Source organism: Patescibacteria group bacterium, from assembly GCA_018819405.1.
Classification (GTDB): Bacteria; Patescibacteriota; Patescibacteriia; order UBA1558; family GWA2-36-10; genus XYD1-37-29.
Genome location: JAHJQF010000001.1, coordinates 989093 through 1008206, shown reverse-complemented (window position 1 = coordinate 1008206; position 19114 = coordinate 989093). Strand labels below are relative to the sequence as shown.

The 19114-nt window shown below is 36.1% G+C and carries 20 protein-coding genes; 15 read left to right on the top strand and 5 right to left on the bottom strand.

The genetic code is table 11. The annotated features are described in order from the left end of the window. Positions 1 to 51: 51 nt before the first annotated feature. From KKH39_05190 to KKH39_05135, 12 genes are all read left to right on the top strand, one after another. On the top strand, positions 52 to 348 hold the full coding sequence (locus tag KKH39_05190) for a DUF721 domain-containing protein (protein MBU1203408.1): 297 nt from the start codon (positions 52 to 54) through the stop codon (positions 346 to 348). A gap of 87 nt (positions 349 to 435) precedes the next feature. Continuing rightward, positions 436 to 717: a hypothetical protein gene (locus KKH39_05185; protein ID MBU1203407.1), complete on the top strand. Its 282-nt coding sequence runs from the start codon at positions 436 to 438 to the stop codon at positions 715 to 717. 181 nt (positions 718 to 898) lie between these two features. Beyond that, positions 899 to 1294 carry a hypothetical protein gene (locus KKH39_05180; GenBank protein MBU1203406.1) on the top strand — a complete coding sequence of 132 codons (396 nt, stop codon included), beginning with the start codon at positions 899 to 901 and terminating at the stop codon, positions 1292 to 1294. Between the two features lie 6 nt (positions 1295 to 1300). Then, positions 1301 to 2308: a phenylalanine--tRNA ligase subunit alpha gene (pheS, locus tag KKH39_05175; GenBank protein ID MBU1203405.1), complete on the top strand. Its 1008-nt coding sequence runs from the start codon at positions 1301 to 1303 to the stop codon at positions 2306 to 2308. 108 nt (positions 2309 to 2416) lie between these two features. Further along, positions 2417 to 4843, top strand: a complete 2427-nt coding sequence (pheT, locus tag KKH39_05170; GenBank protein ID MBU1203404.1) for a phenylalanine--tRNA ligase subunit beta — start codon at positions 2417 to 2419, stop codon at positions 4841 to 4843. Positions 4844 to 5064: 221 nt separating this feature from the next. Beyond that, positions 5065 to 7107 (top strand): DNA topoisomerase (ATP-hydrolyzing) subunit B, encoded by a 2043-nt coding sequence (gyrB, locus tag KKH39_05165; protein ID MBU1203403.1) that lies wholly within the window; start codon positions 5065 to 5067, stop codon positions 7105 to 7107. A 61-nt stretch (positions 7108 to 7168) separates the two neighbouring features. Continuing rightward, entirely contained in the window at positions 7169 to 8257 is a 1089-nt protein-coding gene (locus tag KKH39_05160; GenBank protein MBU1203402.1) for a hypothetical protein, read from the top strand. 241 nt (positions 8258 to 8498) lie between these two features. After that, on the top strand, positions 8499 to 8678 hold the full coding sequence (secE, locus tag KKH39_05155; GenBank protein MBU1203401.1) for a preprotein translocase subunit SecE: 180 nt from the start codon (positions 8499 to 8501) through the stop codon (positions 8676 to 8678). Positions 8679 to 8699: 21 nt separating this feature from the next. Beyond that, a complete protein-coding gene (nusG, locus tag KKH39_05150) occupies positions 8700 to 9245 on the top strand; it encodes a transcription termination/antitermination protein NusG (protein MBU1203400.1) in 546 nt (181 codons plus the stop codon). Positions 9246 to 9308: 63 nt separating this feature from the next. Continuing rightward, a complete protein-coding gene (gene rplK / locus KKH39_05145; GenBank protein MBU1203399.1) occupies positions 9309 to 9734 on the top strand; it encodes a 50S ribosomal protein L11 in 426 nt (141 codons plus the stop codon). 60 nt (positions 9735 to 9794) lie between these two features. Continuing rightward, positions 9795 to 10481 carry a 50S ribosomal protein L1 gene (gene rplA, locus KKH39_05140; GenBank protein MBU1203398.1) on the top strand — a complete coding sequence of 229 codons (687 nt, stop codon included), beginning with the start codon at positions 9795 to 9797 and terminating at the stop codon, positions 10479 to 10481. 75 nt (positions 10482 to 10556) lie between these two features. Beyond that, positions 10557 to 11012 carry a CDP-alcohol phosphatidyltransferase family protein gene (locus KKH39_05135; protein ID MBU1203397.1) on the top strand — a complete coding sequence of 152 codons (456 nt, stop codon included), beginning with the start codon at positions 10557 to 10559 and terminating at the stop codon, positions 11010 to 11012. A gap of 46 nt (positions 11013 to 11058) precedes the next feature. Here KKH39_05135 and KKH39_05130 read toward each other — a convergent pair whose 3' ends face one another. Both KKH39_05130 and KKH39_05125 read right to left on the bottom strand, forming a co-directional pair. Continuing rightward, positions 11059 to 11283 (bottom strand): hypothetical protein, encoded by a 225-nt coding sequence (locus KKH39_05130; GenBank protein ID MBU1203396.1) that lies wholly within the window; start codon positions 11281 to 11283, stop codon positions 11059 to 11061. 101 nt (positions 11284 to 11384) lie between these two features. Further along, positions 11385 to 11699, bottom strand: coding sequence for a hypothetical protein (locus KKH39_05125; GenBank protein MBU1203395.1), 315 nt, complete (start codon positions 11697 to 11699; stop codon positions 11385 to 11387). Positions 11700 to 11822: 123 nt separating this feature from the next. Here KKH39_05125 and KKH39_05120 point away from each other — a divergent pair, with 123 nt between their 5' ends. Beyond that, positions 11823 to 13313, top strand: coding sequence for a leucyl aminopeptidase (locus tag KKH39_05120; protein MBU1203394.1), 1491 nt, complete (start codon positions 11823 to 11825; stop codon positions 13311 to 13313). A 47-nt stretch (positions 13314 to 13360) separates the two neighbouring features. Here KKH39_05120 and pth read toward each other — a convergent pair whose 3' ends face one another. The 3 genes from pth to KKH39_05105 are packed head-to-tail and all read right to left on the bottom strand — an operon-like array spanning position 13361 to position 16897. Continuing rightward, a complete protein-coding gene (pth, locus tag KKH39_05115; GenBank protein MBU1203393.1) occupies positions 13361 to 13915 on the bottom strand; it encodes an aminoacyl-tRNA hydrolase in 555 nt (184 codons plus the stop codon). A gap of 28 nt (positions 13916 to 13943) precedes the next feature. Continuing rightward, positions 13944 to 15305, bottom strand: coding sequence for a ribosome biogenesis GTPase Der (gene der, locus KKH39_05110; GenBank protein MBU1203392.1), 1362 nt, complete (start codon positions 15303 to 15305; stop codon positions 13944 to 13946). Positions 15306 to 15313: 8 nt separating this feature from the next. Continuing rightward, positions 15314 to 16897, bottom strand: coding sequence for an LCP family protein (locus KKH39_05105; GenBank protein ID MBU1203391.1), 1584 nt, complete (start codon positions 16895 to 16897; stop codon positions 15314 to 15316). Positions 16898 to 17062: 165 nt separating this feature from the next. Here KKH39_05105 and lepB point away from each other — a divergent pair, with 165 nt between their 5' ends. Further along, on the top strand, positions 17063 to 17707 hold the full coding sequence (gene lepB, locus KKH39_05100) for a signal peptidase I (protein ID MBU1203390.1): 645 nt from the start codon (positions 17063 to 17065) through the stop codon (positions 17705 to 17707). Positions 17708 to 17719: 12 nt separating this feature from the next. Continuing rightward, positions 17720 to 19057: a histidine--tRNA ligase gene (hisS, locus tag KKH39_05095; GenBank protein MBU1203389.1), complete on the top strand. Its 1338-nt coding sequence runs from the start codon at positions 17720 to 17722 to the stop codon at positions 19055 to 19057. Positions 19058 to 19114: the final 57 nt, after the last annotated feature.

Sequence of the window (19114 nt, the reverse complement as noted above, 5' to 3'; positions counted from 1 at the left end):
GTTAAAAAGTTGTTTTTAAACTTTTTGACTTTCTAACATTCAAACTGAAATATGTCCTGGACTAGCTTTAAAGATGCAGCCGATAAAGCGCTCGGCCAAAAGGGGATGAACAATCAAATTGAGAAAACTTTACTTTTGGAACAAGCCAATAAAATATTATTAGATATTTTGGGTCAAGAGTCGCAGGATAAATTTCGGGCTATGTATTTTCGGGGCAGTACATTGACTATTGCTGTTTTAGATGACGGTCTTTTGTACAAAATGGAAACTTCAAAAGAACAATTGATAAAAAAAATTAATAGTTATTTTGGAAAAAATATAGTAGATGATTGCCAATTTTTAAATTAATAGTACTTTGATATAATTTATAATATTTATGACAAAATATTTTTAGAAGGAGAATGGTCATTCTTACTCTAGCAAGGAGGTGCAGTAATGAAGATCGTAGTTTCCGGCAACCCCAATGTTTGTGAAGTTCCTGCTCGCTTGATTCCTTTTCTATTTGGTCTTGTTTTGGAGGTTGACATTTCTTTTTCCCCTGACGGCAACTACCATGTTCGCGTTGACGATCTGTGGGAGGCGATTGTGGCAGTCAGATGTCCACAGGCGGCTTCAATATTGAAGCACAAACTCCAGAAGGAGAGCTGTACCCACGTCATGATTCCGGCTGACTGCTGCCGGATAATTTCTGGTTCTAGCCAGACAATCGAGGCATGACCAAGCCCAGATATATATTTCTGGGCTTAAAAGTTCATTGACACTAGTAGGCGAGGTAAAAACCCCACGGGTTATATACCTCGCCTCCTTCTAAAAGTGTTTTGCCTAAGGCTACAAGTAGCCAAACTAGGAATGGCTGAAGTTGATTTTTATAGCTTTTTCTTGTATTATTTATGAGTATATGACTATTAGAAGCTACAATATTGCTATGTTATTGGCCACCGTCTTAGCGTGGCTCGGTTTTTTTATAATAATTAATAGTTTTGACCCTTATCAGGGAGGCCTATCTATTTTTTTGATGTTTTATTTTACTCTTTTCTTGAGCATATTGGGGACTTTGTCACTTTTGGGCTTTTTACTACGCAGTGTCTGGAACAGAAAAAGAGGTATAGCCAGAGTAATGGTTATGGAATCATTTCGTCAGGCAGTTATATTTTCTTCAGTTTTGCTGGTGGCACTTTTTTTACAATCTTTGAGGTTGCTGACCTGGTGGAATACTTTGCTCTTGGTAGTTTTAGCCACCACGATAGAATTTGTGTTTTTAGTATTTAGAGCCAATGATAAAAAAGAAATATAATTTTATATGGAAAAAAGATTACAAGATTTAAAAAAACAATTTGAAGAAGAAATAAAAAATGTCAAAGATAGCGAACTTTTGGCTGATTTGAAGACCAAATATCTTGGCAGAAAAGGTAAGCTGACTATAGTTCTTAAAGACGTCAAAGATTTGGCTCAAGAGGAAAGACCACGACTAGGCAAGTTGGCCAATCAGGTAAAAGAAGAATTGTCTATGATTTTTTCTAAAACTGAAAATATTTTTAAAAATCAAACAGGGCAAAATATAGATTTTGATCCAACTATGCCTGGTATCAGGCGTGAGGCTGGTCATTTGCATCCTTCTACCTTGGTTCAATATGAAATAGAAGATATTTTTGCTTCTATGGGTTTTGGAGTTTATGACGGGCCTCAGGTAGAGTCAGACTATTATAATTTTACGGCTCTAAATACCCCTGATGATCATCCGTCTCGTGATAGTCAGGATACTTTTTGGCTGGAGGATAATATGTTGCTACGCAGTCAGACTTCCAATTTGCAGGTCAGAATGCTAGAAAAGCATGGCGTGCCTTTTCGGGGTATATTTCCTGGTCGCGTGTTTAGAAATGAAGCCACTGATGCCAGTCATGATCATACTTTTTATCAGCTGGAAGGACTGATGGTGGATAAGGATATAAATATAGGAAATCTGATAGCTGTAATGAAATCATTTTTGTCAGCTTTTTTTCAAACAGAAGTAGATGTCAGGCTGCGTCCCGGATTTTTTCCTTTTGTTGAGCCTGGTTTTGAGTTGGATCTTAAATGTTTGATTTGTGATGGTGTTGGCTGCAGTGTTTGCAAACAGTCTGGTTGGGTAGAATTGATGCCTTGCGGCTTGGTTCATCCTCAGGTGCTTAAGTTTGGAGGAGTTGATACTGAAAAATATTCGGGTTTTGCTTTTGGGCTTGGTTTCACAAGGTTGGTTATGATGCGTTACAAGATTGATGATATTAGACTCCTAGAGTCAGGCGATCTTAGGTTTTTAAAACAATTTTAAATTAGTTTAAAAGTCAGAAAATTCCAAAGTTGTAACGTGAATATAAAATTATTATTTGTGTAAGCAAGGACTTTCAGACTTTTTAACTTTAAACTTTTAACTAAAATTATGTATTTGTCACTTGATTGGATAAAAGAGTGGGTAAAGCTGCCCAAAGATATAAAACCAGAAAAACTGGCTCTTGATTTTACTATGTCTACCGTTGAAGTAGAGGAAATTATAGACAAGGCTCAGAATTTGGAAAATGTAGTAGTTGGTAAGATTGAAGAAATCACCAAACATCCTGATGCTGACAGACTGCATGTTTGCCAAGTAAATCTGGCAGAAACAACCGAACAGATAGTTTGTGGTGGTGAAAATCTAAGCAAAGGAATGCTAGTGGCAGTAGCCAAACCTGGATCAAAGGTCAAATGGCACGGTCAGGGAGAGCTTGTAAGTTTGGAAAAAACCAAGATAAGAGGTGTTGAGTCAAACGGCATGATTGCCGCTGCTGAAGAGCTTGGTTTAGGGGATCTTTTTCCGCAAAAATCTGAAAAAGAGATTATTGATCTGACAAATTTAAAATTAAAAGTTGGCCAAGATTTGGCTCAGGCATTAAAGCTTAATGATTTGGTCATTGATATAGACAATAAATCTATCAATCATCGTCCTGATCTCTGGGGGCAGTATGGTTTGGCCAGAGAGTTGGCGGCTATATACAAGCTCAAGCTCAAAGCTTATGCGTTGGGTGACTTAAAAACAAAATCAGAAGTAAAACTCAAAGTTGATGTCAAAGACAAGGAAAATTGTTTTCGCTACATGGGTCTGATCATCAAAAATATTACCGTAGCTGACTCACCATGGTGGCTCAAAAAAAGATTAGAGAGTGTTGGTATTAGACCAATAAATAATATAGTAGATGTGACCAATTATGTTATGTATGAGTTGGGTCAGCCAATGCACGCTTTTGATAGTAGTCATATAGAGGATCATCATATTGTAATCAAGCAAGCGGCCAAAGGCGAAAAATTTGTGACTTTAGATGGTGAAAGTCGCAAATTACCAGAAGGAGCCTTGATGATTGCTGATAGCCACAAATATGTGGCTTTGGCTGGTATTATGGGAGGTCAAAATAGTGAGATAAGTGCAGACACCACAGATATTATTTTAGAATCAGCCAATTTCAAAGCTAGTAGTATCAGGCATACTTCGGTTGCTATGGGTCTTAGGTCAGAGAGCTCCGCTCGTTTTGAGAAGTCCCTAGATCCACTTTTGGCTGAGCTAGCTATCAAAAAAGCTGTTCAGATGATATTGTCGTTTTGCCCAGAGGCTTATACAGCTAGTTCACTGGTAGATATAAATAATAATCCTTTTAAAGAAATAAATCTGGAAGTTTCAGAAGAATTGATAAATAAACGTTTTGGAGTAGTTATACCTACTATAGAAATAAAAGATATTTTAAAGAGACTTCAATTTGAGGTAAAATATAAAGCCAAAATTTTTTATATTACAGTGCCTTCTTTTAGGGCAACCAAGGATATTTCTATTCCTGAGGACATAGTAGAAGAGGTAGCTAGAATTTATGGTTATGACAACATTCAGGCTAGTTTGCCGGCGGTAGAGATTGTAGAGCCGAAGCTGGACTTGGCTCATCAAGCACAAAAAAATATCAAAAGATGGTTTAGCTTTACTCAGGCATATAATGAGGTGTATAACTACCCATTTACTGATCAGGCTTGGGCCAAAAAAATCGGTCTGGAACTAAATGAGCATATCAAAGTAAAAAATACTTTGAGTCCGGAGCAGAGTTACCTCAATATGTCTCTTTTGCCAAATTTGTTGGCCAGAGCTGAAGAAAATTTGCGCTGGTTTGATGAGTTTAAGATTTATGAGCTAGAAAGGATATTTGATAAAAGAAGCAAGGGCGTTTATCAGACAGATAATTCACAAGTTAGATTTTTGCCAAAACAAGATAAATATTTATCTGGAGTAGAGGTTAGCAAAGCCAATCAAAGAGATTTGTTTTTATCCATCAAAGGTATGCTAGAGTCTCTCATGGAATATATTAATCTTAATGTAAATTTTGAAGAAGTTAATTTTGATTATGCGTATTTGGCATATAACATCAAACATCAGGATATAGTCTTGGGAAATTTTGGGATATTATCTTCGGATTTGTTTGATAGCGGTGGAGCTAAAGTAAATATTGCTTTTTTCCAAATCAATTTTAGTCTCTTGGTAAAATATATAAATAAGGTCAAAAAATATCAGCCTTTGCCAAAATTTCCGGCTATTTATCGTGATATGGCTATAGTGGTAGAAAAAGATCTTAGATGGCAAGATATTAGCCGAGAGGTGTCTAAAGTATCGGCCTTGATAAAAAATCTAGAGCCATTTGATGAGTACTCAGACAATATGAAAACTGGCACAAAGTCTTTGGCTTTCCACATTGAATTTAGAAGTAGCGATAGGACTTTACTTTCGGAAGATATAGACAAAATTATGAAACAAATCCAGGACATTTTGGCCAAAAAATTCAACGCAAGTTTACGCTAACCCAGTTAGAAATTCTCTTTAGATTTTTTTACTTAATTTTCAAGTAAAATAATCACTCTATAGTTTATAGTTTTAAGGCAAAAAATATTGTTTTGTAAATTTCTAAACTGGGCTAAAATTAGCCAAATTTTATTTAAAAAAACAGCCATTATTTCTGGTTGTTTTTTTGCTATTTTTATGCTAAAATTAAGGCATAATTTTCAATTTAAAAACAATTAGATATGCCAAAAAAACAAGTAAAATCAGACTTGAAAAAAGCAAATAAATCAGCCGGCTATACTGCTGAGCAGATTACTGTACTTGAAGGTCTGGCTCCAGTCAGAAAAAGACCGGGTATGTATATTGGTAATACTGCTGCTACAGGTTTGCATCACTTGATCTGGGAGGCAGTTGACAATGGTATTGATGAAGCTATGACTGGCAATGCCGATACTATTGAAGTGATGCTTTTGCCAGAGGGTAGAGTATCAGTTTCTGACAATGGTCGCGGTATTCCAGTAGAAAAACATAAAGTCTCCAAAAAATCTGCTCTAGAGACTGTCATGACAACACTGCATGCTGGAGGCAAATTTGGCGACGGCGGATACAAAGTATCTGGCGGTTTGCACGGCGTAGGTATATCAGTCGTCAATGCTTTGTCTACTTGGATGAGGACTGAGGTCAAGCGTGATGGCAAGCTTTGGGTTCAAGAGTACAAGCAAGGCAAGCCAACTAGCAAAGTAAAGCCAGTCGGTAATAGTAAAGAAAGTGGCACTACTCAGATTTGGCAGCCTGATGCAACTATTTTTACAGTGACTGATTTTGATTGGGACACTATCATAGACCACTTGAGACAGCAGGCATACCTTACCAAAGGCATCAAAATAAATGTCTATGACAAACGGGATGATAAAAATATAAAAGCACACAAATTTTATTTTGAAGGCGGTATTGCCTCATACATCAGACATCTCAACAATGGTAATGAAGTAAAACAGGAAAAAGTATTTTATGTAAATAAAGAAAGAGATGGTATAGATGTAGAAGTTGCCTTTCAATATACGGAAGATTTTAGAGAAAATGTTTATGCTTTTGCCAACAATATTTCCAATCCGGAAGGTGGTAGTCATATGGTTGGTTTTAGGACAGCACTTACCAGGGTATTAAACAAATATGCCAGGAAAAATAATTTTCTAAAAGAAAAAGATCAAAATCTTACAGCTGAAGATGTCCGTGAAGGCCTGACAGCTATTGTTAGTGTCAAATTGGGAGATCCTCAATTTGAAGGTCAGACCAAAGCCAAGCTTGGTAATGCTGAAGTGCGCCCAGCTGTAGAGTCAGTCTTTGCCGAAGCATTAGAAATATTTTTGGAAGAAAACCCTCGTGATGCCAAAGAGATGTTGGGCAAGTGTCTATTGGCCGCACAGGCTCGTATGGCCGCTAGATCAGCTAGAGAAACAGTACTTCGTAAAGGTGCTTTAGACGGTATGACACTGCCTGGCAAGTTGGCGGATTGTTCTAGTCGTGATCCCAAAGAATGTGAACTCTATATAGTAGAGGGTGATTCAGCTGGTGGTAGTGCCAAACAAGGCCGTGACAGGCGTTTTCAGGCAATATTGCCACTTAGAGGTAAAATATTAAATGTTGAGCGCGCCAGGCTTGATAAGATGCTAGCCAACAATGAAATTAAATCTTTGATTATAGCCCTGGGCACAAATATTGGTGAGCAATTTGATTTGGAAAGTTTGAGATATGATCGGGTAGTTATTATGACTGATGCTGATGTTGATGGCGCTCATATTAGAACACTACTACTTACTTTCTTTTATCGTCATTTTCCAGATATGATAAGACATGGTCATATTTATATTGCTCAACCGCCACTTTTTAGGGTGCAAAAAGGCAAAGATGTAGATTATGTCTACAATGAAGGTGCTTTGGAAGACCTCAAACAAAAATATGGTATTTCGGAAGAGGACTTAGTCCAAGCCGAAGTGTCTGAAACTGACGAAGAAGATACTAAAGAAGAAACAGAAGAAGAAAAGGCTAGCGCCAAAAAAGTGCCAAAGGTAAATATCCAGCGTTACAAAGGTTTAGGTGAGATGAACCCGAGCCAGCTCTGGGAGACTACTATGGATCCGGCCACTCGTTTGATGAAGCAGATAAATATTGAAGAAGCAGCTCGAGCTGATCAGACTTTTGAGATACTGATGGGATCTGATGTGGCTCCTCGCAAAAAATTCATTCAGACTCACGCCAAGTCAGTCAAAAATCTAGATATATAATATACAAAAGCCATTATAAATATGTTATAATGGCTTTGTTAAATATTTTAAAATAAAAATTATGAATCAAAGAGGTTTTATTAGCATCCTAGTGACTATTATTGTTACGGCTTTATTAGTTGGCGGCGGAGTTTATTATTATCAGGAGACAAAAAAACAAGCTGAGGTAGATAAAAAAGTCCAAGAAGTATCAGCCAAAGCTACAGATGAAATTAATAAATTGCAGGATAGAGTAGATGAACTGGAAAAAAATACACAAAATCAGCCAGATGTCTGGACTATAGAGTTGTTTGATGATATGTCGGGTTGGCAGACTTATAGTGATGAAAAATATGGTTTTTCTATAAAGTATCCAAATATTTATACTATGGAAAATTCTGACAGAGCCATTGTTTTGACCAGAAAATATCCGGCAACTGAAAATAATATGTTGGGCGGTAGGCAGGAAGTGCAAGTACGTGTGCTGGATGGTAATGATGATTTGGAAAGCTATAATAAATTATATAATTGGGTCAAAGGTGGCTTTGTTGGTGATGATGCTTATTATAATCGGCAAGATGTAAATATAAATAATAATAATTTTGTTAGTTTCGATGTTGCTAGTGGCATGGATACAGTGAAGGAGTATTTTTTAGTCAAAGATGGTTTGGTATATATGATATATGATTCAATGTTGGGTGTTTATGATCATTCTATGAATGATAATATTGTTTATTCTTTTAATTTTCTAGTAGATACTTCTGATTGGCAGACTTATAGTGACTCAAGTTTTACAGTTAGTTATCCTGATGATTGGCAAGGAGGGAAGGTAAGAGAAACTGATCCTTATATTGTAGGTTTTGCTCCCAAAACAATGCATGAAGATTTTCAATGGGGTATAAATGTTTATAATAAAGATAGCGGAATATCAGTTGAAAACATTATAGCGGATATTGGGGATCAATTTTTGCCAGATAGAGAGGAGAGTAGAAAAAGTATTTTTTTCAACGGTATAGATGCTCTAGAAATAATTGTTACAACTTCAAAATATCCTGACTGGTATAGTAAAAATATAATTTTTGAAAAAGACAATCAAATTTATAGTATAAGTAATGGTGCAATTAAAGATGAAAAGTTTGATACTTTTTATAGTAGTTTTAAATTAAAATAGAATATTTTGTATAAAATTATTTAGTTTTAGTCAAAAGGCCCTGAAATTCAGGGCTTTTTGCCTGTAGTCTTGACACAAGTAGTTTTTATATGCTATAGTTAGCGCGCAATAAACAGCCAAACGAGCTGTTTTAAAAAACCTTTATTTCTAAAAATATGAATCCCGTTAGAAATTCACGTTTGCTGGCGGGATACATAAAGTGAAATATTGGAGAATTAATTTAACTATAATTTCTAACGGGATGAATAAATTCGCAAACTATCTAATAGGCGCTAAAGAAGAATTATCAAAAGTAGTTTGGCCAAGTAGACAAACTACTATTAATCACACTTTGATGGTGATTGGTGTATCTTTGGTGGTCGCTTTATTTTTGGGGTTAGTTGACTTAGGTTTGAGTAAAGCATTAGAAGGTCTGATTTAATAATTTTTATATAATAAAAATATGCCAAAGCAAACAGCACAACAAGGTCGACGCTGGTATGTCCTACACACCTATTCTGGATATGAAGAAAATGTTTCTCGCAATCTCAAGCAGAGGATTGAATCTATGGATATGGAAGATAAAATTTTTGATGTTTTGATTCCAACTGAAACCAAGATAAAGATCAAAAATGGTAAAAGAAAAACCGTCAAAGAAAAAATCTTTCCCGGTTATGTTTTGGTAAATATGGTGGTGACTGATGCTTCTTGGTATGTCGTCCGAAACACTCCAAATGTTACTGGTTTTGTGGGTTCTGGTACTACTCCTACTCCTGTTTCAGAGGCGGAGATAAAACAACTGATGCAGAGAATGGGCAAAGAAGAACCAGAGTTTAAGATTGATATTGATATTGACGATGTGGTCAAGATTACTGATGGACCATTCAAAGATTATGAAGGTAAAATTTCCGATATTGACCAAGCTAGAGGCAAAGCCAAAGTGCTTGTTTCCATGTTTGGTCGTGAAACTCCAGTTGAGTTAGACTTTTTACAAATTAAGAAATTATAAAATAATCCTGAGGGAGCCAGATAGTTGAACTGGCGTTTGTACCTCACAAAATAATAAAATTTTATGGCAAAAGAAATCAAACAAATTGTCAAATTACAAATTCAAGGAGGTAAAGCTACACCAGCTCCTCCGGTTGGAACAGCGCTCGGTCCACATGGTTTGGATATCCAAGCTTTTTGTACTCAGTTCAACGAAGCTACCAAAGACAGGATGGGAGAAGTTGTCCCGGTAGAGATGACAATTTATGAGGACAGGACTTTTAATTTTGTATTAAAGACTGCTCCAGCTTCTGAGATGATAAAGAAAAAGATAAACCTCAAAAGCGGATCAGGCAGACCTTTGCAGCAAAAAGTTGGTGTGCTTACTCAGACACAGTTGACAGAGATAGCTCAGGCCAAAATGCCAGACCTAAACACCAATGATATTGAAGCTGCTAAAAAGATAATTGCTGGTACTGCCCGTCAGATGGGCGTAAAGATAGAGGAATAATTTTTAGAAGGGAGCTCATCTTGTCGGCTGAGCGTTTGAACCTCGCAAATAATAAATAATATGGCAAAAATAAGTAAACGTTTGAAAGAAGCTAGGGCCAAGATTGAAGCTGATAAAGTCTACGGCATTGAAGAAGCTGTCAAATTGGTCAAAGAAACTAGTCAAGTAAAATTTGACGCTTCAGTTGAAGTGCATGCCAATTTGGGTATTGACCCAAAAAAAGGTGATCAGATTATCAGAAACTCAGTTGTCCTTCCACACGGTACTGGCAAGACAGTTAAGGTAGCGGCTTTTGTACCAGAAGATAAAGTCAAAGAAGCCAAAGCGGCTGGTGCAGATATTGCTGGCGGCCAAGAGCTGATTGAAGAAATCAAAAAGACTTCTAAAACTGACTTTGACATTGCTGTCACAGTTCCAGAAATGATGCCAAAGTTGGCTGTGGTGGCCAAGATTTTGGGACAAAAAGGCCTTATGCCAAATCCTAAAACTGGTACTATTGGCCCTGATGTTACTAAGATGGTTTCCGAACTGAAAAAAGGTAAGGTGTCATACAAAAATGATAATAATGCTAATGTTCATCTGAGTATTGGCAAAATATCATTTGATGATGCTCAGTTGGTAGAAAACTTTAATGTATTTTTTGATTCTTTGAGAAAGTCAAAACCACAGAGCGTGAAAGGCACTTATTTGAAGTCTCTATATTTGACTTCTTCTATGGGGCCTAGTATTAAACTGCAAATGAATTAATTTTACTTTTTATTTAGAAAATCAGCCGGCGGCGCTTTGCGCCGCCGGCTGATTTAATTTATAATTAATAATATTATGAATACCCCTGTAAAATATTATTGGATGATAAGATTTCGTAAATGGCTGGACAGTTTTGTGATGGAAGGAGTACCACTGCCAAATATCAATCCTGACATAGTATCCATTATATCGGTTTTTGTTTTGGCTTTTGCTTTTTTGTATCCTCTGGATTGGTGGATTTTTATTTTTGTGTTTTTGTCACTACTTCTTGACTGGTTTGATGGGGTCATTGCCCGCAAATATAACAGAGCGACCAGGCACGGCTATTGGGTAGATATTGTATGTGACAGATTAGGAGAGTTGATAATAGCTATTTATTCACCTCTTTTGTGGCTACCTTTTTTTATTTTAAATATAATTCTTACTTTTATAAACACCAAAACAAAAGTTCATCTGATATTGCCAATTCGTTTGGCTTTTCTTGTATTTTTGCTGTTCAAAATTTTTGGTATAGATTTTGGTTGGATATAAAAAACCCAGCTCATGAGAACTGGGACTAGACTCTGAGTCTAGATTTTTAATAACCGTGGTCTACTTCAGGGTAATCGTCAAATTGAGGATTTGAGTCCTCAATTTTTTTGAAGATCAAGAACTCCTTTCCGTCAGAAATAATCTGGCAGGGGCTATGGACAGTAAGCATCCCAGCCAGAATTTGTGCTGTTTCCAGATCAATCTCCCCAGACCAGTAGTGTTGTTTGACCTGTTCGATTGATTCAAATCTAAGCGTTTCTCTCTGACACATGTTGTTCTCCTTTGCAAAGGATAGTATTATGACCTTTTGGGCAGATCAAAAACCCCTTCCCACTCGGGAAGGGGCTACGTTTATAAATCAAATATAAAATATCAACGTAATCCTTTCCCAGGGAGAGGATTGTTGTGGTGGTTTAGTTTATTTATCATCAATCTATAGCCACCAACATTGCCATTTAACCATTTTGATATCCTAGCTACTGTAGTAGAGCTTAAGCCAGTTTTTTTTATAATTTCAGTATAGGGTATTTTTTTATTAAGCATTTGAGCAGCTTGCCAGCGATTGGAAAATTCAGCTATTTCTGCACTAGTCAAAAGATCCCGTAAAAAGCGCTTGGCTTCGGTTGAATTTTTTAGAGCCAAAATAGCATCTATAAGATTTTCGGTTTTTTTGTTGTATTTTTCCATATGTTTACTTTAGTTGACTAAAGTATAGCATAGATTATAATTTTGTCAAATTAGTCTAAAAAACTGGACAAATAGGGTTTTTTCGTGTTAAATTACAAAACTTATTAGTTAATAGATTTATATATGGAATTAGTATTTTCCCAGTTGGAGGATAAACAGGCTGAAATATTGTTTTTTCCTGTTTTGACCGCTAAGGGGCAAGCTGAAAAATTGATAAGCAGTCTTGCTTATGATGATGAAAAATCAATTTTAAAAAGGCTAAAAAGAGAAAATTTTACGGCCGAGCTTGGTCAGAGTTTTGTGATACATGATGACAATCAATCAGTGGTAATTTTGGGTACTGGCCAAGAAAAAAAACTAAGCCCTTTGGAATGGCGTGAATTAGCCGGAAATATAATTATTTATTTAAGACAATATAGTGCTCAAAAAGTAGGTCTGGATGTAAAATATTGGCTAAAAGGGACTGGCGACGCAGCTCGTTTGGCTCAATCTATAGCCGAGGGATTGTATTTGGCTAATTATGAATTTGTAAAATATAAAAAAAACGATAAAAGTAAAATAAAAGTAGACATTAAAGAGTTATATATTTATTCGGCTGAGAAACAGGCTTATAAATTTAGAGCTGGTTTTGAGATTGGTCGTTTGATGGCCCAGGGCACAGCCAAAGGCCGTGATTTGGTCAACGAGCCGGCCGGTCATATGACGCCAAATTTTTTGGCTGAAGAGGCTTTGTCTATCGCCAAAAACAATAAAAATATAACAGTCAAAGTCTTTGACAAGGAAAAAATATCTCAGCTGAAGATGGATGCTTTTTTAGGTATTAGTAAAGGCTCAAGTCAGCCACCAAAATTCATTCATTTAATTTATAAACCAAAAGGAAGAGCAAAAGACAAAATTGCCTTAGTGGGCAAAGGGCTTACTTTTGATAGCGGAGGACTAAATGTCAAACCATGGGAAGGTATGCAGCAGATGAAAATAGACATGGGTGGCGCGGCAGCTGTCTTAGGAGTATTTTCAGTGATAGATAAGCTTCAACCAAAGGTAGAGGTGCACGGCATTATTGCTGCTTGTGAAAATATGTCCTCAGGCAGTGCTATCAAACCAGGGGATGTGGTGGCCAATATGCAAGGTAAAACTATTGAGATAGGCCATACCGATGCCGAAGGCCGTGTTACTTTGGCAGATTCTTTGGCTTATGCCCAAAAACAAGATATCAAAAAAATAGTAGACATTGCTACTTTGACAGGAGCTATTATGTTTGCTCTGGGGCCACAGTATGGGGGATTGTTTAGTTCAGATGACAAGTTAAGTAAAGATTTGCTTAGATCGGCTAATTTGGCCGGAGAGAGCCTGTGGCAAATGCCATTGGCACCAGAGTATAAGGATTTTAATGAAAGCAAAATTGCCGATATAAAAAATATAGGCACCACTCGTTTGGGGGGCTCTATATTGGCTGCTTGGTTTTTGAAATATTTTGTGGAAGACGATGTAGCCTGGGCGCATATTGATATTGCCGCACCAGCTTATGCAGAAAAACCATTTAATAGTTATGTTCCTACTGGTGGTGTCGGATTTGGCGTCAGGACATTTCTAGAGTGGTTGAATTATATATAAAAAAAACAACCTTCGAGGTTAATTCAACCTCGAAGGTTGTTTTTTTATTAGTTGTATTTATTGGCCGCTTTGTCAAAGTTTTTTTCTAGAAGAGTCTCTATTATCAGGTAGTTGGTATCAATTATTTCTGTTAGCATTTTCTTTTCTTCAGAGTTAAATTTTTTTAAGACAAATTCTTCTGATTTACCTTTTTGAGGGCCGATACCCAGCCTGATTCTTTTAAAATCTTTGGATTTGAGATATTTGATTACTGATTCTATCCCACGATGACCACCAGCGCCTCGTGATTTGGAAAGTCTTATCTTGCCAAATAGCAGATCCACATCATCATGGAGAATTATTATTTTATTGGTGGGGAGTTTATAATATTTTTTTAGAGCTTTTACAGCTTTACCAGAATCATTCATGTAAGTCAGCGGTTTAGCTAATATTATTTTTTCTCGGCCGTTTAAGAAGCTGGTTACCAGACTATTACTAGCTTTATCTTTGGTCCAATTTAATTCTTTTTTTGTAGCCAAAGAATCAATAGCTAACCAGCCAAAATTGTGGCGGGTGTGCTCATATTCTTTGTCTGGATTGCCCAGGGCAATAAAAAGTCTCATAGTTTTTCGTCTCGAGTCAAGCGAGAGGTTATTTTTTGTCTTTAGTATTTTGGCTTTTTACTACATTTATTTTGACAGGAGTGCCTGAAAAGCCAAATTTATATCTTAGATTGTTTTCTATAAATCTCAAATATGAACTATGTAAATCAGATTTGAAGTTTGTTTTGATAGCAAAGCGAGGCGGATTACTGCCAGTCTGGACAAGACTATAAATATAAGGGTGCATAGTGCCTTTGCCTCGAGAAGGTTTATGTTTTCTAATGATATTTCTCAAAAATTTATCCAAGATAGTATCAGAAATTACTTTATTTCTTTGCTCATGTATTTCCAAAATCAAATCCAAGACTTTGCTTATGCGGATATTGTCTTTGGCTGAAATATAAACAATTGGTGCCCAAGTAATGAAAGGAAAAAAACCTTTGTAGTACTTATTGTACTCTTGCACAGTGGTGGTGTCTTTGTCTGGGATCAAATCCCATTTGTTGGCAATTATGATAAGACCTAATCCGGAGCTTGATACTTCATCAATAAGGTGTTTTTCTTGCCAAGTTAGTTTTTTGGAAACATCAGTAACCAGTATAGCAATATCTGATTTTTTGATGGTTTCCAAGCTTTGATCAACAGATTGTTTTTCAAAAGGATCCGTAGACTTCCGACTTCTTCTTCTCATACCAGCAGTATCGACAAAAACAATTTTATTATTTTTGTATTTAAATGCTATGTCTTGGGCATCACGAGTGGTATGTGGAATAGCTGATACTATCACTCTTTTTTCTCCTAGTATAGCATTTACCAAGGAAGATTTTCCAACATTTGGTTTTCCAACGATAGAAACATTTATCTTTTTTTCATCTGTATCAAAAGTTTTCTTTACTTTATTTTTCTTTATTTTTTTGAGTTTTATGACCAATTCATCCAACATGTCACCAGTACCAGTACCGTTGAGAGCAGACACTGGCCAGGGCTCACCAAGGTTTAATTTGTAAAATTCAGCGACTGACTGTCTGGTTCTTTGGTTGTCTGCTTTGTTTGCCACCAAGAGTATTGGTTTGTTGGATTTTCTTAGGCTCTTGGCCAATTCATTATCAGCTGGCATAATACCTGTTTTTGTATCTACTACAAATAAAACAAGATCAGCTTCATCTATAGCCACTTTAGCCTGCTCTATTATTTGCTGATCTATGTCATCATCAGATTGTCTTTCTAGTCCGCCTGTATCTACCAAACTAAAATCAATATCTCTCCAAGAGCAGACAGCATAATTACGATCCCTGGTAGTACCAGCTACTGATGATGTGATAGCCTTACGATTGGAGATTAGCTTGTTGAATAAACTAGATTTACCGACATTGACTCTTCCAACTATAGCTACATTATATAAATTAGACATAAATATTATTATTCCTCTTCTTGATTAGTAGTTTCTTCACTTGTCGTGTCATCAGTAGAGCTGGCAGTAGAAGTATTGAGGAGAAGGGGATCAATAGTGGTGACTATTTCAATATCTTCATTTACTATCTGATCTTGACCCAATATAACCAAAAAGTCTATTTGGTCTAGGTCACCATTATCATCATATATTCCCCAGTTGGAAGCAATGACAGAACTAGAAAATTCCAAAGGAGGTTTGTCTTTTGTTTTGCTTTGGAAAATAGCTTCTAGAGACTCTTTGGTCTGATTTTTTTGGCCAGTATAATCATAAATAACAGTAGAAACTTTACTTTGGTCTTCAGAATTACCATATCTTATTATATTATACCCCATTTGATCCAAATAATTAACAGCCTTCAAAGCTAGGCCAGGTACAGTAGTGCCATTTTGTATGACTATCTTGGCATTTTCATCAGATACTTTTTGTAAATCAAAGATGTTTTTTATAAGCATTGATATCTGAGAGAAGTTTCCGGTAGTAGGCTGGAGTATATAAGCGCCATCCAAAGCTATCCCAGATTTTAGATATCCACCTGGGCGATCATCAATTGATTGGGTTACTATTTTTTGGGTGTTCAAGTCTTTGGCTAGATGCACTAATTTGACAGCTTCCCAAGGCTCTAGGTCAGTAGTGGTATATTTACTAAACATAGAAAACAAATTGGTAATTTTTTTGGGGTTTATCAGAGTATTAAAGGAAGTCATCTTATCTTTGGCGGCGATGATAATTTTTTGTTGCCTTTTGATACGGGCAAAATCAGAACCTTCTCCATGGTTGCCATGCCGACTACGAGCATAGTGTAGAGCCGTGATACCATCCATTTTTTGCCAGCCTGCCTGAAAGGATACGGATTGCCATTTTTCATCATAAGTAGGGAATTGATTGTCTACGAAAGATGTCTCAACATTGATATCTATACCACCGATTTCATCAATCATTTCTATAAAGCCTTGGAAATCTACGGCCGCAAAATAATGAATATCAATGTCAAAAGTATCTGAGATAATTTGTTTTACAAATTGGCCGCCACCAATACCATTATTTTGGCCAATTGTATAAACAGAGTTTACTTTTTTGTAATTGCCTGGAGTAATAGGCACTATCATATCGCGGGGCAATGAAAATATAGCGGCTTCTTTGGTGCTTGGCTGGAAGCTAGCTATCATTAGCGTGTCTGTCAGATACGGCCCATTGTGGCCTTCGCCACCCATACCCATCAAAACAAAATTTATTCTATCTTCTTTTTCTCCTTCTAGGTATTTTTCTTTGCTAGATATTATATGAGTGATTTGCCTAACTAAATAACTATTTTTTACTCCGGCTAAGAAACTATCGTTATCAGCCGAAACAATACTGGCCATAGTAAAGAATGTAATAATCAGGAATATAAAAAAGCAGGAAAGACATTTTCTTTTTCCTGAAGATTTTTTCTTTTCTTTTTTTATGGCCGGACCAGTATTTTTACTAGGTTCATGGTAGCTGTCTTGATTGTATATACCATGTTGACTGGCCTCGTCCAAAAGATTAATTTTCCGTTTTTTAAAATCCATGAATTTTGCACCCGTAGAGTATATGAATTATACTAATAAAAGACATTAAAGTCAACTTATAAAAGTTAGCTTTTCCCTTTTATTTTTAAGCTTTTTTGCTGTTGATTTTAGTAGATACTTTGTGTATAATAAGCCTATTAATCGTCTAAAATAAAAGATATATTTATGTCACAAGAAGAACATTTAGAAAAAGAGGGCTCTTTAGAAGAGAACTCTTTAGAGGGTCAAGACTTTGATCTTAGCCATTTTTCTGAAAATGACGAAGAACCAAGCATTAGTTGGGCCAAAAAATTTGCTATTTTAATCTTTGAAGTGGTCAAAGTGGTTTTGATTTCTTTGGCTATTATATTGCCAATAAGATTATTTTTAGTTCAGCCTTTTTATGTAGAAGGTGCATCTATGGAGCCAAATTTTTATCAAAACGAATATTTGGTTATTGATGAGATATCATATCGTTTTAATAGTCCTCAAAGAGGTGAGGTTATTATTTTAAAAGATCCTAGAAATACTAGGGCTTATTTTATAAAAAGAGTCATAGGCCTGCCCGGAGAAGAAGTAGAATTAAAAGCTGGCCGTGTTTATATTAATGATAAAATATTAGAAGAATCTTATATTGCTAATTTTTCTTCTGATGATCATCCCAAAATTACTTTGGGCTTGGATGAGTATTTTGCCATGGGAGATAACAGGGTCAATAGTCTTGATTCCAGGCAGCTTGGTCCTATACAAAAAAGCGGTATAGTCGGCCGAGTATGGTTTAGAGGTTGGCCATTAGACAGACTGAATACTTTTAATTTACCAAGTTATTAAAATAATATTATTATGGCAACTAAAAGAAAAAAGGCTAGTGTGCAATTGATAAAGGGTATGAAAGATATTTTGCCGGATGAACAGGTGTATTGGAATTTTGTACGTAAGGTGGTAGATAATTTTGCTAAAAATTATGGATTTTCTAGAATTGATACACCGATTGTAGAATTTACCAATCTTTTTAAAAGAACAGTAGGCGAATCAACAGATGTAGTAAATAAAGAAATGTATTCTTTTGTTACTCAGGGTGGTGACAAAATTTCTTTGCGTCCGGAAAACACAGCCAGTGTCGTCAGGTCTTATATTGAGCACGGTATGCTCAACCTGCCTCAGCCAGTAAAACTTTTTTATATTGGTCCTCAATTTAGACACGATAATCCTCAAGCTGGACGTTATCGACAGTTTTGGCAGTTTGGTTTTGAAGCAATAGGCGATGATGATCCAGTGGTAGATGCTGAGATGATTGCTGTCTCTTATTTTATTTTAAAAGAATTGGGGTTAGATATAGAAATACACCTAAATAGCGTAGGGGACACTGACAGTCGAGTAGAATATATCAAAGTTTTGAAAAAGTTTTATCAGGAAAAAAGTAAAGATTTATGCAAGGATTGCAAGGTCCGATTAAACAAAAACACTCTACGTTTACTTGATTGCAAAAATAAAAAGTGTCAGGAAATATCAGAAGAAGCCCCACAGATGGTGGATTATTTGTCTGAAGCTGGCAAAGAGCACTTTATGTCTGTTTTGGAATACTTGGATGAATTGGATATCAAATATAATCTTGACTCCAAGATAGTCAGGGGTTTGGATTATTATACAAGAACGGCCTGGGAAATATTTGAAGTTGATAGTCGTGACGGCAAGCTCAATGCTCTGGGCGGTGGCGGTCGTTATGATGATTTAGTAGAATTATTGGGTGGTCGTCCTACTCCGGCAGTTGGTTTTGCAGTTGGTATAGAAAGAGTGATTATGAAATTACAAGAGAATAAAGTAGAATTTGACAAGGATAAAGGTTTTGATATTTATATTGCTCAGTTAGGAATTGAAGCGCGCAAGAAGGCTCTGGGTCTTTTGGAGAGTTTGAGAAGCCAAGGTTTTGAAGTCATAGCCAATATGTCCAAGAAAAATCTCAAAGACCAGCTGGAGATAGCCAATAAAAAAGGAGCTAAATATACTTTGATTTTAGGACAGAAAGAAATATCTGATGATACTATTCTTATCCGCGATATGGAAAGCGGTATTCAGGAAATAGTGGATTTTAGAAAGGTTGCCAATGAAGTTAGGAAGAGAATTTCTACCAATACCACTAAAAGTCTAAAACTCAAAAAGACTGAAAAACAAGATAATTAATTTTCTATTGACTTTTAATTAAAAATTTGTCATTATAATGATGTGAATAATCGCTTT